This window comes from Puia dinghuensis, assembly GCF_014642875.1.
Lineage (GTDB): Bacteria > Bacteroidota > Bacteroidia > Chitinophagales > Chitinophagaceae > Puia > Puia dinghuensis.
On sequence record NZ_BMJC01000003.1, the window covers coordinates 920,636 to 935,704 of the forward strand.

Genomic DNA, 15,069 nt, shown 5'->3' on the forward strand with positions numbered 1-15,069 from the left:
CAATAATATCTTATATAGAACTTTGGGAAACCACAATAATGGAAAAACGTCCCGTAGATGTAGTTGTTTTATCCGATGTTCACCTTGGAACATATGGATGCCGGGCAATGGAACTCGTCAACTACTTAAAGAGCATCACACCTAACATATTGATCCTGAATGGGGATATCATCGACGGCTGGCAGTTTACCAAGCGTTACTTCCCCGTGGCCCATATTATGGTGATCAAGGAGATAATCCAATTCATCACCAATGGCACCCGGGTCTTCTATATCACCGGCAACCATGACGAGATGATGCGCCGCTATACGGACATCCAGATGGGGAATTTCACCCTTACCGACAAGCTGGTGCTGGAGATCGATAATAAGATGACCTGGATCTTTCACGGCGATGTTTTCGACAATACTACCAAAGGGAGTGCCAAAATCCTGGCAAAACTGGGGAGCAGCGGTTATAATCTCTTGATTCGCTTCAACAGATTCATTAATTTTATATTGAAATCCCTCGGTCGTGAGCGCGTTTCTATCTCCAAACAGGTGATGGCTCAGGTGAATAAGGCCGTCAGCAAGATCAACGATTTCGAATTAATAGCCGCCGAGCTCGCCATAGAAAAGAAATACGATTACGTCATCTGCGGGCATATTCATCAGCCGCAGAAGAAAATAGTGGAAACAAAGAACGGGAAAGTCACTTATCTGAATTCAGGGGATTGGGTGGAGCATTGTACGGCCCTGGAATATCATCAGAACGAATGGAGCATTTTCGAGTATAACGAGAAGGACTTCCCGGTGACGCAGACGATCGAAATGAAGCCGTCTGTCAACGTGCTGACTGACGAGATCAATTTTTACATCAACTCTTTGGCAGCGATATAGGTAGCTGTGATATAACTGATTATGAAGATTTTTTACGCGGTGCAGGCAACGGGCAACGGCCACATCAGCCGGGCGATGGAACTACTTCCCTATTTCCAACGCTACGGGAAAGTGGACATTTTCCTGAGTGGGGCAAACAATAGTCTTCAGCTCGACGCTTCGGTTAAATACCGGAGCAAGGGGCTTAGCCTTTTTTATACCAGTAGCGGCGGACTGAATTATTGGGAAATTGGGAAACAGATCGCGCCGCTGCGGCTGTGGCGGGAAGTGCGTGACCTGCCGGTGGAAAAATACGACCTCGTCATCAACGACTTCGAATGCCTCACCTCCCTGGCCTGTATGTACAAGCGGGTCCCATCCGTGAACTTCGGGCACCAGGCCAGCTTCATCTCCCCAAAGGTTCCCCGCCCCGAAAAACGGGAATGGATGGGAGAATGGATCCTCCGTAATTATGCCCGGGCCACGCAGTATGTCGGGCTTCATTTCAAGCAATACGACGATTTTATCCTGCCGCCGGTGATCAAGCGGGATATCCTGCAGGCAGAACCACAGGACAAGGGGTATGTCACCGTCTATCTCTCTTCTTATAACGACGCAACCGTCCGCCGTTACCTCCAGCCGCTGAAGGAGTTTACCTTCCAGGTGTTTTCCAAAGAAGTACAACGGCCGACCCAGGACGGTAATATCCTTTTCCTGCCCGTCAACAAGGCCGCCTTTAACAAAAGCCTTATCTCGTGCAAGGCCATCCTCACGGGCGCCGGCTTCGAGGCCCCGGCAGAGGCCTTATACCTGGGCAAGAAACTAATGGTCATCCCTATCCGGGGACAATATGAGCAGTCCTGTAATGCGGCCGCATTGCAAAAAATGGGTGTGCCGGTGCTTAAGACGCTGGACGCCGGATTTGCGGGAGTTTTCCGGCCTTGGATGGAGTTGCGGCGGAAGCCTTGCCTGCATCTCGATTACTCCACGGAGGCGATAGTCAGCTATCTCATGCATCATTGTCATCTCGAAAAAGAAGGAACCCTGGATATGCTATATCCGGAGGCGGTGTTCAACTAGACTTTTCGGTAAAAATAAATTCCCCTCGTAGAAACGAGGGGAATTCTGCATGAGAAAATTCAACTCTACATATATAAACCATCGATTAACAGGTGACTGTTTAATTTGGTATATCAAAAATAAACTCCCCGTATTACGGGGAGTTTACTTAAGTGTTATGTGAATATTATGATTCCGGGCTATGCAAATTTCCCCTTATGTTTCAGCACTTTAGCTTCCAGGTAAAAAATGATCTCCTCGGCAATATTCTTTGCCTGGTCGCCAACGCGCTCAAGCTTCCGGATGATTGACAGCATCCACAGCGCCTGGGAGTAGTCCCCGGGATGATCTTTCAGGTGGTTTTCCAGCACTTTATGGGTGGACCTGTTGACATTATCCAGGAATTCGTCCTTTTTAAAGACGCTGCGCGCCAGGATGGTATCTTCCTTTTCGAAGGCGTCCTGCGTATCCACGAGCATATTGACGGCCTCTTCGTACATGGGCAGAATGCGGGTGATCCTGAGCATATCTTCGGAGAAAGGAACGTCTGCTTCCATGACGTATTTGGCGATGCCTTCCGCGATGTCGCCGATGCGTTCGAGATTGCTGTTGATCTTCAATACGGCCAGCAGGAAACGCAGGTCGATGGCCACGGGGCAGAAGAGGGCGAAGATATTCTCGCAGTCGCGGTCGATCTTAAGTTCGCTGCCGTTGACCCTTTTCTCCTTCAAAACGACTTCGCGGGCAAGATCTTTATCAAAAGTGAGGAAGGCCTGCCGCGCCTTGCTCAACTGCGAATTCACCAGGGTCCACATGTTGATGGCTTCCGCCTTCAGCATTTGTAATTCGGTTTCAATTTGTGCCATGACTTTAGATAAATGATAGATATATAAAGGTAATCAACTAAAGCGACCCGTGATATAGTTCTGGGTGCGATTGTCTTTGGGGTTGGTGAACATGATCTTTGTTTCGTCGTATTCCACCAGTTCGCCCATATAGAAAAAGGCCGTCTTGTCGCTGACGCGGGCCGCCTGCTGCATGTTGTGGGTGACGATGACGAGGGTATAGTTCGCCTTCAGCTCGTGGAACAGCTCTTCCACCGTCGAGGTGGAGATGGGGTCCAGGGCGGAAGTCGGCTCGTCGAAGAGGATCATCTCTGGCTCCATGGCCACGGTGCGGGCGATGCATAGCCGCTGTTGCTGGCCACCGGAGAGAAAGGAACCTTTTTTATTCAGTGAATCCTTTACTTCTTTCCACAAGGCAACCTTGGTGAGCGATCGCTCGACGATGCCGTCGCGTTCGCCCTTTGGCAGTTTGATACCATTGAGCTTATATCCGGCAATGACATTGTCATAGATGCTGAGGTTGGGAAAGGGATTGGGACGCTGGAACACCATACCGATCTTGAGGCGGACGAAGATGGGGTGCATCTGGTAAACGTCTTCGTCATTGAGCTTCATTTCCCCGTTGGAGGTGGCGCCGGGGATCAGTTCGTGCATGCGGTTGATGCAGCGCAGATAGGTCGTTTTCCCACAGCCGGAAGGGCCCATCACGGCAATGATGTGGTTGCGGGGGATATCGATATTAACATTCTTAACGACGTGATTGGTGCCAAACGAAGCGTTGAAGTTCCTGCTCTTTAGAATTGTACTTTCCATTTTCTTGTTATGACCTTGGTAAAGATGTTTAGGAATAAGACCCAGACCAGCAGGATCAGGGAAGCGCCCCACGCCAGATTAAGCCAGTCCTGGTAAGGGCTGGTGGCATAGTTGAAGATCAGCAACGGAAGGCTTTGCATGGGTTTGCCTATATTGACCGACAGATAGGGATTACCGAATGCGGTAAACAGCAGGGGGGCTGTTTCACCGGTGATGCGGGCGACAGAAAGCATGATGCCTGAGAGGATGCCGCTGATGCCCACCGGTATGATGACCTTGAACATGACCCGGTGGAAGGGCATGCCCAGCGCCAGCGCCGCTTCTCTCAGGGAATCCGGCAGGAGTTTGAGCGTCTCCTCCGTCGAGCGGACTATGATAGGTAACATCATGATGGCCAGGGCCACGCTGCCGGACAAGGCGGAGAATCCGCCTCTATGATGGATAAACCCTATATCCCAGGGTCGCACCAGCCAGAAATAAGCGACGATGCCGATGACGATGGAGGGTACGCCCTGCAAAATATCAGTTGATAACCGGCACCAGTAAGCCAGGCGGCCCTTACGGTGCTCGCTGAGATAGACGCCGGCCAGGATGCCGATGGGCACCGCGATGACCGCGGCGACGAGAATGATGATAATGCTTCCGACAAGCGCGTTGGCGATGCCGCCGCCGGATTCACCAACCGGTTTGGGTATATTCACCAGGAAGTGCCAGTTGATCTTGGTAATCCCCGCCCTGATGATATAAAAAAGAATAGCCAGCAGCGGGACGATACACGCGAAGGCCAGCAAATACACGAGGCTCTGGAAGCCATAGCTCTTACCCAACCGGTATTTTACATATTTTCCATCCATACATTAATCGTTGGTGAAGCGGTCGATAATTTTCTTTCCTATGAGGTTGATCACCACGGTGACCAGGAAGAGTACCAGGCCGAGTTCGATGAGCGCCGACAGATATACCGGTTTGTCCGCCTCCGTAAATTCGTTGGCGATGACGCTGGCCATGGTATTACCCGGGGCAAAAATGTTTTTGGGGATGAGGCTGGTGTTGCCGATGACCATGGTGACGGCCATCGTCTCGCCCAGGGCGCGGCCCAGGGAAAGGAGGATGCCTGCGAATAGCCCCGACTTGGTGTAGGGCAGAACAACTGTGCGGATCACTTCCCAGCGGGTGGCGCCAAGGGCATAGGCCGCTTCTTTCAAATGGGAGGGGACGAGGCTGATCATGCTACGGCCAAGGGAGGCGGCGTAGGGAATGATCATCACTGCGAGGATGAGCGATGAGCTGAAAATACCGACACCAACCGGTTCGACCCCGATGGCTGACTCGAACTTACGCACATAGGGCACCAATACTTCCAGGGCCCAGAAACCGTAAATAACCGACGGAACGGCGGCAATGAGCTCAACCGCATTCTTCAGGAAATCCGGGAGCCAGCCTTTGGGATGATATTCCCCCAAAAAGATGGCCACCGAAACGGAGAACGGGACAGAGATGATGAGTGCCAGGAAGGACGTAAGCAGGGTCCCAAGCAGGAAGGGCCAGGCGCCGTAAATGTCCTGAACAGGATCCCATACCTTGCTCCACAGATATTTGGGCCCCAGGGTCGAGATCGACAGCCTGGACTGCCAGGCAAGGGTCAACATGATGCCCAGCACCAGGATGACCATTATCAACCCCATGATCGTGAGAGTATGTCTAAAAACATTTTCCGTGCGAATCTGCCGGAAAGACCGCTTCGTCCGCTTTTTTGCTTTTAAGATCGCTTCGGGCGAAGAATTAATTACCCGCAGCGGTATATCGCTGCGGGTAATCATTCCATTGTCTACAGATGTATCCATAAATTCAATTCAATTCCCAATTGTTCTACACTACTGTAAGATCGGCTTGCCATCATAGGTGATGGACTTCAGCACTGCATCTCCGGCGCTGACAGCAGCAGGAGAAAGCGGAGCATAAGTGAGCGCGCTGCTGAATTGCTGACCGTCGTGGATCATCCACTGGAGCAGCTTTACGAGTTTGGTAGCGCGGTCAAGCGAACGATCGGCATATTTCTGGTCTTTGTAGAGGAGCACCCAGGAGAAGCTGGAGATGGGGTAGCCATCGGCTGCTTCCGTGTTGGTCAGGGAAACCTTTGTATCGGCAGGGATCTGGATGTTAGCGGCTGCGGTTACGCTGGCGATGCTGGGGGTGATAAAGTTACCCGCCTTGTTCTGCACCTTGGCGTAAGGCATGTTGTTCTGAACCGCGTAGGCCAATTCTATATAACCAATAGCACCGGGAGTTTGTTTGATCAAGCCGGCAACACCTTCGTTACCCTTGCCACCGAGACCGATGGGCCAATTGATGGAAGAGCCTTTGCCAGGCGATTTGCTCCAATCTTCGCTGACCTTGGAAAGGTAAGTGGTGAAGATATTGGTAGTACCGCTGCCATCGCTGCGGTGAGCGATAACGATGGGCGTAGCAGGCAGCTTGGCGCTCTTGTTAACGGCAGCGATCTTCGGGTCGTTCCATTTCGTGATCTTACCCAGGAAGATATCAGCCAGTACAGCGGGGGTCAGCAGCAGGGTGTCCTTTACTTCGGACAGGTTGTAGCTGAGCACCACTGCACCTTCCGTAACAGGGATGTGTACAACCGGAGCGCTGACAGCGGAATCCTGCTTGCTATTCATCGGGGCGTCGGAAGCGCCGAAGTCGACCGTCTTGGCAGTGAGCTGCGAGATACCCGCGCCGGAACCAACGGACTGATAGTTGATCTTCAGGTTGCCCGTCTTGCTGTACTCCGAGAATTGCTTGGAGAACAAGGGGTTATCGAAAGAACTTCCCGCACCGAGAAGGGTGTTGTCGTCGCTGGAGGCACTAGCCGTGCTGTCCTTGCCGCTGGTGCTGCCGCCATCGCCGCCGCAGGATACCAGGCTGATGCTGAAGAGGGCGAAAAAGGCGCCGGCGACCAGGGAACGCTTGATTTTAAAGGAATGTAATTTCATGGTTATATATCTTATGGAAGTTGAGATTACAACTGGGTATAGTTATTCTTGTAGTTCTTGCCGAATACAAAGAAGAAGGTAAGCCTGAAGACAACGTCTTGATCAGCCGATGTACCGGCGGCCTGCTGAGAGGAATAATGCACCAGCCAAACGTTCGGTTCGAAATGGATGTCTTTATAAGGCATGAAGTCCAGACCTGCCGTAAAGAACGTTTCCTTTGCGGTGTTATCGGTGGTGGCGGTAGCCGTGGTGGGGGCGCCGGTGCTCGGGCTGTAGGTCATGTGGTAGCCAGTCGACAAATAACCACTGGGAGAGTTGAGGCCACCATAAGTCGTATACTTGGTGTTGTCTATGTTCGTATTGGGGTTATAGAGATCGACCCGGGCAAACCAGCGGAGCTTGTTGGTGACGATATCGCCATGGGCGAAGAAGGCCAACCCTGTTGAATTGGTGGCAATGGTATCTGCGCCGCCGCCGATCTTGCTGGCCTTGGTATCAGCTGCCATATTGTTGATAAAGCCTTCAACACCAATCGTGATGGGTTGCGAGCTCCAGGCTGCGAAGGCCTTGAACATCTGCCGGTCGTGATGCCAGCCGGGCTGCCAGTTGAGTCTTTGATAGTCGGTGTAGAGATCGATGATGAGGTGCTTGTTGGCGAACATGCCCCAGATATCACCATACCACCATTTGAAGCTGTTGGTGGCCGGTTTGTCGCTGGTGCCGTTAGCCATCAATACATTGTAACCAAAGTTCTTTGTGGCGGGGTCGAATACGCCATTCAAACCGATGCCGAGATCGTAGGACGGGGTCCTGCGGATATCGGAAACGGTGCGCTCGATGGAACGGTAGTTCCAAACTTTTTCTGTCAGCATGGCGAAGGAAGGAGTAAACTGCTCACCCACGACGAGGTCCGTTCCTTTCCAGATGTTTTTCACCTTAACGTTCATCAGTTTGATAAAGAAGGTTTCTTTACCATTGCCCAGCAGATCGCCGCTGTTGCCGGTTGTAGTCGTACCGGGCGGGTTACCTGCGGGGAAGTTGTCCTCAGCGGCCAACAGTAATTCCGCGGAGAATTTCTTGTTGAAATTGTAATCATACCCGAGATAGATCCGGCGGAAAGCTAATTGATTTCTGCTTTGCGGAATACCGGTGTACTGGTTGGTACCGCCACGGTTGAGGGAATCACTGTGCGATTTATAATAATAATCGCCAAATGTATACCCCCACAGACGCCCAGCCTTGGGAGTTCCCGCGCTGAAAGCGGAATCATTGTTGACAAATACCTGGGCCTGGGAGGCGATGGTTAAAAAGAAGAAGACAACGATAAATAAGAGTTGTTTTGCGTTTCGTTTCATAAAAGTCTTGGTTCGTTAAGTATTGTTATGGCGTAGTAATTGGCACCATTAGAACTCGCTGCAAAACAATGCTTAAGCGATGACCCGAATGTTACGGGAATGTTACCTTAATGTTAACACTTTACAAAAAGCAATAAGGTCTACAAAAAAATGTCGTTTTGAAGGTTGTTTGTAAAGGGGTTACGAAGATAAATAAAATGTAATTCAAATTCTGAACGCATTTTTTTGCGAAGGGTTGGCTGGGGATCGAGGTGGCAATATTAAGAAATTATTACCAAACGGGATTCTTAGGGTAGCCGCTGACTTAAGGGCTAACTTGTCAGTCATTTTTTCATTTTATGAAGGGTTTCAACGCATTTGTTCAATTATTTCTACCCAAGGATAAGGTCTTTTACTCCCTTTTCGAGGAAGTGGCGGATAGTGTGGCAAAAATGGGGTCATTATTAAAGGAGGTGGTCGGCGAGCCGGATTTTGACAAGCGGGCAGCCCTTATTTCCCAGTTGGAAACGCAGGAACACGTGAACGATGACCTCACCCACCGCATCTTTACAGAATTGGGCCGTAATTTCATCACTCCTTTTGACCGGGAAGATATTCACTATTTAGCCAGCAGTCTCGACGACATCTGCGACTATATATATGCCGCGGCGAAGAAGATAAATTTTTACAAGGTGAACCCCAATGACCCGGGTATCCAGAAGATGGCCGATCTTATCGAACAGGGGTCCCGGCAGATCCGCAGCGCGGTGAAAGAGTTGCGGAATATGCGGGATATGCGGACCATTACGGATGCGCTGGTGCGGGTGAACAGTATCGAGAACCAGGCGGATGACATTTTCGACATGAGCATCGAGCGGCTGTTTGAAACAGAGCCCGATGCAAAAGAGGTGATAAAAAAGCGAGACATTTACCAGGTGATGGAGATCGTAACCGACAAATGCGAGGATGCGACCAATGTGATCGAATCTATTATTATTAAATACGCCTGACCCAAGGCGGAAGCCGTCCCTGGAAGCCCATAACCCATGATCCTTCTCTTTACTATCATCGCCCTTGCTCTGATTTTCGACTATATCAATGGTTTTCATGATGCCGCACTCTCGATTGCCACCATTGTTTCGACGAAGGTGCTGACGCCCTTCCAGGCGGTGTTATGGGCGGCGATCTTCAATTTTGCAGCCTATTTCCTTTTTTCAAATTTTATCGGGGAGTACAAGATCGCGGGGACGGTTGCGCATTTTGTCAACCGCGACTTTATTACGCTGCCGGTGATCCTCTCGGGGCTGATCGCCGCCATCACCTGGAATCTCTTCACCTGGTGGTTTGGTATTCCCTCCAGCTCTTCTCATACTCTCCTTGGTGGATTTGTAGGAGCGGCCCTGGCGCATGCGGGGGGATGGGCCGTTCATGGTGAGCATGTGATCGACTATGGCAGCGTCATCCCGACCTTCCTTTTTATCGTGTTTGCGCCGCTGATCGGGATGTTTGTTGCGCTTGTCATCACCATCCTGGTGATCAATCTTTTCCAGCGGAGTAATCCCTATAAGGCGGATGGCTGGTTCAGGCGGATGCAGCTGGTCTCTTCGGCGCTGCTCAGCCTCGGGCATGGCGGCAACGACGCACAAAAAGTGCTGGGGATCATTGCGGCGGCGATGGCAGCCCATGGCGATGTGGACAACATAAAACATATCCCTGACTGGGTGCCGGTGGCCTGTTTTTCGGTGATCGCCCTTGGCACAATGAGCGGGGGCTGGCGCATCGCAAAGACCATGGGCAAGAGGATCACCAAGACGAGTCCGATGGAAGGGGTCTGTGCCGAACTGGCGGGTGCTACCACCCTGGCGCTGACCCAATACTTAGGTATCCCGGTGAGCACGACGCATACGATCACCGGATCTATCGTCGGTGTCGGGGCGACGAAGCGGATGTCGGCCGTCCGCTGGGGAGTGACCATCAATCTCATCTGGGCCTGGGTGCTCACCATCCCCGTCAGCGCCCTGCTGGCCGCCCTGGTCTACTGGATCGTGCGACTCTTCCTCTGAGAGCGGCAGCTCCCATGAGGCCCGGAATTTTATCCATTCTTTAATGCAGGGAGGCGGGCAAACCCGGATTTTAGTAGTAGATTCGCACCTGCCTTATGTTACGGCGATTACATAAAATGCTGTTTTACACGACTATCTTAATCGTGTACGGCATTTTCTTTTCCGTGGAGTCCTTTTATAATTTCGAGGGACACTCCGATGCCAGGACTATTCTTGCTCATTCCCTCTTATCCCAGCAGCCCGCCGCCAGCCGGCAGGCAATGGCGGTGAGAACTTCGCCGCAGCCTTATCCTTTCTCTCATAATCTACGGCTTAACAAAAGATATCACGAAGAGAACTTTCCACCCTGTCCGGTATATCAGGTAGCTGCGCCGGTGTGTTATATCACGCCGCGAGCGCTTGGCAGTGATGTAGTCGCCCGGCTGCCTTTTATTACCCGCTTTCATTTCCAGCTTCGAGGCCCGCCCTTTGCCATTTGATCTTTCAATCACTATCTTTTTTCACTTATAATTCATTGTAACGTATGGCTACTTTCTGTATAGGAAAGTCCTGCGGGGCGCTCGGCCTGATCCTGCTGATGCCCACGCTTTCTTTATTTGCCCAACAAAAGTATACCCTTTCTCAATTTGCAGACAGTGCGCAAAAGCACCTGCCGGTGCTGATGCAGAAAAAGGCGCTGGTCGAATCGGCCAAGGCGGGCGTCACCGACGCAAGGCATGCTTTCCTGCCTACTTCGTATCTGGGTGATGAGCTGACGGCAGGCACCGACAATTCCATCCCCGGCTCTTACATTTCTTTCGGCATCATTCCTTCCAGCAGCAGCGGGGTGCGTTCTTCCAACATCTACCAGTCCGCCATCGGCAACATCGGGTTCTTCTACAACCAGTACGAGCTGCTGGATTTCGGGTTGAAAAAGGCCACCGTCCGGAATGCGGAGGCTTTTGCCCGGCTAAGCCAGGCAGACCTCGACCGGGAGACCTACCTGGTGAAATGGCAGGTGAGCAAACTGTATCTCGAGCTGCTAAAGGGGCTTTTCCAATTATCCATCGACCGGGAGAACGTCACCCGGTATGAGACGATCTATAAAGTGATCCAGGCGGTGACGCTCAGCGGTATCAAGCCCGGCGCGGATTCGGCGCTGGCGATGGCCGAGTTGTCCAAGACGCGGATCACGTTCAACCAGACGTTTGGCCAGGTGAGGGAGCTGCAACAGCAGATAAGTTTTCTCACGGGCATCACGGCCGACGCCGTCCGCATCGATACGTCGAAGACCACCAGCTATATGGCGGTGCTGGATGCCATCGGCAACCTAAGAGACAGCACCATGGCCCTTAATCCCCTGATCGATTATTTCAACAAGGAAAAGGACCTCTACGAGCAACGGGTAAATCTTGTCCGGAAGAGCTTTCTTCCGCGCGTGCTGCTCAACGGGGTCGGCTGGGCGAGGGGCTCGAGCATCGAGTATACCAACAATTACAAGTCTTCGGCCGTCTCAGGCCTGGGTTATCAGCGATTCAATTACCTGGCCGGTCTTACGCTGGAGTACGACCTGTTCAATATTGTTCACCGCAAGGACAAGGAGCGTATCGCCGCCGGCAATGCAGAGGCCAGCGCCTATGGCCTGCAGCAGGAACAACTGTCGCTGCAGAACGTAGACAACAAAGCCCTGGAAGGTATCCGTACCGCCACCGGCAACCTTGTCGAGATCCCGGTGCAGATCGGTGCCGCACAGGCGGCGTATGACCAGAAGACCGCGCAATACAAGGCGGGGATCATCAACCTGGTCGATCTCACGAATGCATCCTTTGTCCTCTACCGAAGCCAGTCGGATTATGTCCAGACCCTGAGTGACTGGTTGCTGGCCAACCTGGATAAATATTCGGCCGAGGGGCATCTGGATCAATTCATTCAATCTATTAAATAGTATTATAATGGTACGAACAGCTTTAAAAAGGCCAATCACCATCCTGGTTTTGTTCATGGGCCTTTTGTTGTTCTCTGTCCTGGCGGTCCGTACGATTCCTATAGATATCTTCCCCAAGCTGAACCTGCCCACCATCTATGTCATCGAGCAATATGGTGGGATGTCGGCGCAGCAGATGGAAGGTTTCTTCGCTACGCGGATGCAGGACCAATTCCTCTATGTCAACGGGATCAAGACCATCGAGAGCAAGAATATCCAGGGCCTTTCCCTCATCAAGCTCACCTTTTACGAGAACACGGATATGGCCGAGGCCTCGGCCCAGGTGGCCCTGCAGGTGAACCGCACCATGGCATTTTTTCCGCCGGGCGCCCTGCCGCCACAGGTGGTGCGTTTCGATGCCTCTTCCCTGCCGGTGGGAGAGCTCGTCTTCAGCAGCAAGACCAAGCCGCTGAAGGACATTTTCGACCTGGCCCTTACCCGGGTGCGGCCGCTGTTCGCAACGGTGCCGGGGTTGTCGGCTCCACCGCCCTTTGGTTCCAATGCCCGGTCGGTGCTGATCAATGTCGACCCCGCCAAACTGCGGATGTACAATCTCTCGGCGGACGAGGTGGTGGATGCCATTACCAAGAACAATGCGATAACTCCTTCCGGCAACTTGCGGGTGGACAGTACGATGTATGTCACTTCGATCAACTCCCTGGAAACAAAGGTGCAGCATTTTGAAGATATTCCTATAAGAAGCAACGGGACTTCCTCCGTCATATACGTCCGCGATGTGGCCTCGGTGGCCGACGGCGCCGACATCACAGTGGACTATGCGCTGGTGAACGGCAAGCGTAGCGTATATATCCCCGTGGTGAAAACGGCGGACGCCTCCACCTGGGAGGTGGTGCAGGCCCTGCGCAAACGCATCCCGGAAATGAAGAGCCTCCTGCCGGAAGACATCGATATCAGTTATGAGTTCGACCAGTCCGTCTTCGTTATCAATTCGGCGAAGAGCCTGATGACGGAAGGTATCCTGGGCGCCGTGTTGACGGGCCTCATGGTGTTGCTCTTCCTGCGCGACTGGCGAAGCAGCCTGGTGGTGATCATCACGATACCGGTGTCGGTGATGGGGGCAGTATTCTTCCTCAAACTGGCGGGTCAGACCGTCAATATCATGACCCTCAGCGGGCTGGCGCTGGCCATCGGCATCCTGGTCGACCAGGCGACGGTGACCATCGAGAATATCCACCAGCACCTCGAGATGGGCGTTGCCAAGAAGAAGGCCATTCTGGATGCGTGTTCGGAGATCTCTTTCCCCCTCCTGCTGATATTGCTCTGTATCCTGGCGGTGTTTGCCCCTGCCTTTGTCATGAACGGGGTGCCCAGGGCGATGTTCCTGCCGCTTTCGCTCTCCATCGCCTTTGCCATGATGGTCAGCTTTATTGCGGCCCAGACCCTTGTTCCCGTGGTCAGCGTCTGGCTGTTGAAGGCGGAAATGTTTCAGCGCCATCACCCGCACAAAGAGGAAAAAGGTTTCTTCCAGCGTATCAAGACCGGATTGTCCTCACGGTTGACGAAATGGATGCCCCGGCGAAAGCTGATCGTCCCTATCTATCTTGTCCTGGCTTTTGGCGCGGCGGGTGTTTGTTATACCATTATCGGGAAAGACTTGCTGCCCAAGACCAATAACGGCCAGCTGCAGTTGCGCGTCCGGGAGCCGGATGGCACGCGGCTGGAAGTGACCGAAAAAGTGACGCAAGGCGTCCTCAATATCATCGACTCCACCGTCGATCACCAGATAGCCATTTCTTCCGCTTACGTGGGACTGGTGCCCAGCAACTTTGGCACCAGCAATCTCTATATTTTCAATAGCGGTACGCACGAGTCGGTGATCCAGGTGAACCTGGATGAAAAGTATAAGGTGAAGATGGAAGACCTGAAGGAGACCCTGCGAAAGAACATCCTGCGAAACTATCCCGACGTCCGGCTTTCTTTCGAACCCATCGAACTGACGGAAAAGATCATGGCGCAGGGCGCATCTACACCCATCGAAGTGCGGGTAGCCGGGAAGAACATGGACGATATCGAGTCTTATGCGGCAAGGCTGGTGGATACGCTGAAGACCGTCTCTTTCCTGCGGGATGTCCAGATAGCGCAGCCACTTCATCTTCCCACGGTGAACATCAACGTGGACAGGAACAAATTAGCGCTGATGGGGCTGTCGATAGACAATATATCCAAGAGCATCACCGATGTGACGTCTTCGAGCCGATATACCAACAAGAACCTGTGGCTGGACGAACGGGCGGCCTATACCTACCAGAGCCAGGTGCAGGTTCCTGAATACATCATGAACTCCATGCAACAGCTGGCATCGGTATCCCTTGTTCCGGGACAGATGCGGCCAGTGCTGTCCGATGTGGCCGGCTTCCGCATCGACACGGTGCCGGGAGAATATGACCGGGCCGGTCCCCGCCGGTATGTGACCGTCAGCGCCAACATTTACAAGAAAGACCTGGGCGCTGCCACTGCCGCAGTGCAGAAGTCGATTAGGAAGCTCGGCGCCCCGCCGACCGGTCTTGTGGCCGAGATAAAGGGGATGTCCTCTTTGTTGACGGAGACGTTGGATTCGCTGCAGACGGGTCTGCTGGCGGCCATTGTCGTTATTCTTTTGCTGCTGGCGGCCAACTATCAATCTTTCGGCCTGTCCATTTCGGTGCTGGCGACGGTGCCGGCCGTGCTGCTTGGCGCAATGCTGCTGCTGCTGGCCACCGGAGCTACGCTGAACCTGCAATCCTATATGGGCATCATCATGTCCACGGGTGTATCGGTGGCCAATGCTATTCTTATCGTCACCAATGCGGAGAAGCTGCGGCTGGAATACCGGGACCCCTATAAAGCGGCGGTGATGGCGGCCAGTATCCGGCTCCGGCCGATACTCATGACCTCGCTGGCGATGATAGCCGGGATGATCCCCATGGCCAGCGGGCTGGGCGAAGCCGGCGACCAGTCGGCGCCCCTCGGGCGCGCCGTCATCGGCGGACTGGCTGCCTCGACTTTTGCCGCCCTGTACATGGTGCCGCTGGTATACGGCTGGATCCGCCAGAAGTCCTCCTTTGAAACTGTTTCCTTATTACCGGAAGATGCAACTCCCGGAGAAAACCCCGGACATTCTCCCGAACATTCTAAATAAAAACAA

At 52.8% G+C, this 15,069-nt stretch carries 13 protein-coding genes; 7 read left to right on the forward strand and 6 right to left on the reverse strand.

Going from position 1 to position 15,069, the window contains the following annotated elements; genetic code table 11:
* Positions 1–38: 38 nt before the first annotated feature.
* The gene (locus tag IEY39_RS17115) at positions 39–878 is read left to right on the forward strand and encodes a UDP-2,3-diacylglucosamine diphosphatase (RefSeq protein WP_188933710.1); all 840 of its coding nucleotides are present in this window, start codon (positions 39–41) and stop codon (positions 876–878) included.
* A gap of 21 nt (positions 879–899) precedes the next feature.
* Positions 900–1,937 carry a glycosyltransferase family protein gene (locus IEY39_RS17120; RefSeq protein WP_188933712.1) on the forward strand — a complete coding sequence of 346 codons (1,038 nt, stop codon included), beginning with the start codon at positions 900–902 and terminating at the stop codon, positions 1,935–1,937.
* A 179-nt stretch (positions 1,938–2,116) separates the two neighbouring features.
* Here the strand turns inward: IEY39_RS17120 and phoU are convergent, their stop codons facing one another.
* The 6 genes from phoU to IEY39_RS17150 are packed head-to-tail and all read right to left on the reverse strand — an operon-like array spanning position 2,117 to position 7,919.
* Entirely contained in the window at positions 2,117–2,782 is a 666-nt protein-coding gene (gene phoU, locus IEY39_RS17125) for a phosphate signaling complex protein PhoU (protein WP_188933714.1), read from the reverse strand.
* Between the two features lie 33 nt (positions 2,783–2,815).
* Positions 2,816–3,574 (reverse strand): phosphate ABC transporter ATP-binding protein PstB, encoded by a 759-nt coding sequence (pstB, locus tag IEY39_RS17130; RefSeq protein WP_188933716.1) that lies wholly within the window; start codon positions 3,572–3,574, stop codon positions 2,816–2,818.
* The gene (gene pstA, locus IEY39_RS17135) at positions 3,556–4,428 is read right to left on the reverse strand and encodes a phosphate ABC transporter permease PstA (RefSeq protein WP_188933718.1); all 873 of its coding nucleotides are present in this window, start codon (positions 4,426–4,428) and stop codon (positions 3,556–3,558) included. The genes pstB and pstA overlap by 19 nt, the downstream gene beginning before the upstream one ends.
* A gap of 3 nt (positions 4,429–4,431) precedes the next feature.
* Positions 4,432–5,418 carry a phosphate ABC transporter permease subunit PstC gene (pstC, locus tag IEY39_RS17140; protein ID WP_229688951.1) on the reverse strand — a complete coding sequence of 329 codons (987 nt, stop codon included), beginning with the start codon at positions 5,416–5,418 and terminating at the stop codon, positions 4,432–4,434.
* Between the two features lie 30 nt (positions 5,419–5,448).
* Positions 5,449–6,564: a phosphate ABC transporter substrate-binding protein PstS gene (pstS, locus tag IEY39_RS17145; protein ID WP_188933720.1), complete on the reverse strand. Its 1,116-nt coding sequence runs from the start codon at positions 6,562–6,564 to the stop codon at positions 5,449–5,451.
* Positions 6,565–6,590: 26 nt separating this feature from the next.
* Positions 6,591–7,919 (reverse strand): hypothetical protein, encoded by a 1,329-nt coding sequence (locus IEY39_RS17150; protein WP_188933722.1) that lies wholly within the window; start codon positions 7,917–7,919, stop codon positions 6,591–6,593.
* A gap of 338 nt (positions 7,920–8,257) precedes the next feature.
* On the opposite strand from IEY39_RS17150, the gene IEY39_RS17155 reads away from it, so the two are divergent.
* The 5 genes from IEY39_RS17155 (at position 8,258) to IEY39_RS17175 (ending at position 15,063) form a co-directional block, all read left to right on the forward strand.
* Entirely contained in the window at positions 8,258–8,908 is a 651-nt protein-coding gene (locus IEY39_RS17155; RefSeq protein ID WP_188933724.1) for a DUF47 domain-containing protein, read from the forward strand.
* Positions 8,909–8,944: 36 nt separating this feature from the next.
* Positions 8,945–9,961 (forward strand): inorganic phosphate transporter, encoded by a 1,017-nt coding sequence (locus IEY39_RS17160; RefSeq protein WP_188933726.1) that lies wholly within the window; start codon positions 8,945–8,947, stop codon positions 9,959–9,961.
* A 143-nt stretch (positions 9,962–10,104) separates the two neighbouring features.
* On the forward strand, positions 10,105–10,440 hold the full coding sequence (locus IEY39_RS17165; protein ID WP_229688952.1) for a hypothetical protein: 336 nt from the start codon (positions 10,105–10,107) through the stop codon (positions 10,438–10,440).
* A gap of 44 nt (positions 10,441–10,484) precedes the next feature.
* Complete coding sequence (locus IEY39_RS17170; protein WP_188933730.1) at positions 10,485–11,885, forward strand: TolC family protein; 1,401 nt, start codon at positions 10,485–10,487, stop codon at positions 11,883–11,885.
* 7 nt (positions 11,886–11,892) lie between these two features.
* Positions 11,893–15,063, forward strand: a complete 3,171-nt coding sequence (locus IEY39_RS17175; RefSeq protein WP_229688953.1) for an efflux RND transporter permease subunit — start codon at positions 11,893–11,895, stop codon at positions 15,061–15,063.
* The last annotated feature ends 6 nt before the right edge of the window (positions 15,064–15,069 follow it).

What these genes read in the sequence shown, in the direction of transcription:
- IEY39_RS17115 (WP_188933710.1), top strand. Translation starts at nt 39, where the DNA reads ATGGAAAAACGTCCCGTAGATGTAGTTGTTTTATCCGATGTTCACCTT.
- IEY39_RS17120 (WP_188933712.1), top strand. Translation starts at nt 900, where the DNA reads ATGAAGATTTTTTACGCGGTGCAGGCAACGGGCAACGGCCACATCAGC.
- phoU (WP_188933714.1), bottom strand. Translation starts at nt 2,782, where the DNA reads ATGGCACAAATTGAAACCGAATTACAAATGCTGAAGGCGGAAGCCATC.
- pstB (WP_188933716.1), bottom strand. Translation starts at nt 3,574, where the DNA reads ATGGAAAGTACAATTCTAAAGAGCAGGAACTTCAACGCTTCGTTTGGC.
- pstA (WP_188933718.1), bottom strand. Translation starts at nt 4,428, where the DNA reads ATGGATGGAAAATATGTAAAATACCGGTTGGGTAAGAGCTATGGCTTC.
- pstC (WP_229688951.1), bottom strand. Translation starts at nt 5,418, where the DNA reads ATGGATACATCTGTAGACAATGGAATGATTACCCGCAGCGATATACCG.
- pstS (WP_188933720.1), bottom strand. Translation starts at nt 6,564, where the DNA reads ATGAAATTACATTCCTTTAAAATCAAGCGTTCCCTGGTCGCCGGCGCC.
- IEY39_RS17150 (WP_188933722.1), bottom strand. Translation starts at nt 7,919, where the DNA reads ATGAAACGAAACGCAAAACAACTCTTATTTATCGTTGTCTTCTTCTTT.
- IEY39_RS17155 (WP_188933724.1), top strand. Translation starts at nt 8,258, where the DNA reads ATGAAGGGTTTCAACGCATTTGTTCAATTATTTCTACCCAAGGATAAG.
- IEY39_RS17160 (WP_188933726.1), top strand. Translation starts at nt 8,945, where the DNA reads ATGATCCTTCTCTTTACTATCATCGCCCTTGCTCTGATTTTCGACTAT.
- IEY39_RS17170 (WP_188933730.1), top strand. Translation starts at nt 10,485, where the DNA reads ATGGCTACTTTCTGTATAGGAAAGTCCTGCGGGGCGCTCGGCCTGATC.
- IEY39_RS17175 (WP_229688953.1), top strand. Translation starts at nt 11,893, where the DNA reads ATGGTACGAACAGCTTTAAAAAGGCCAATCACCATCCTGGTTTTGTTC.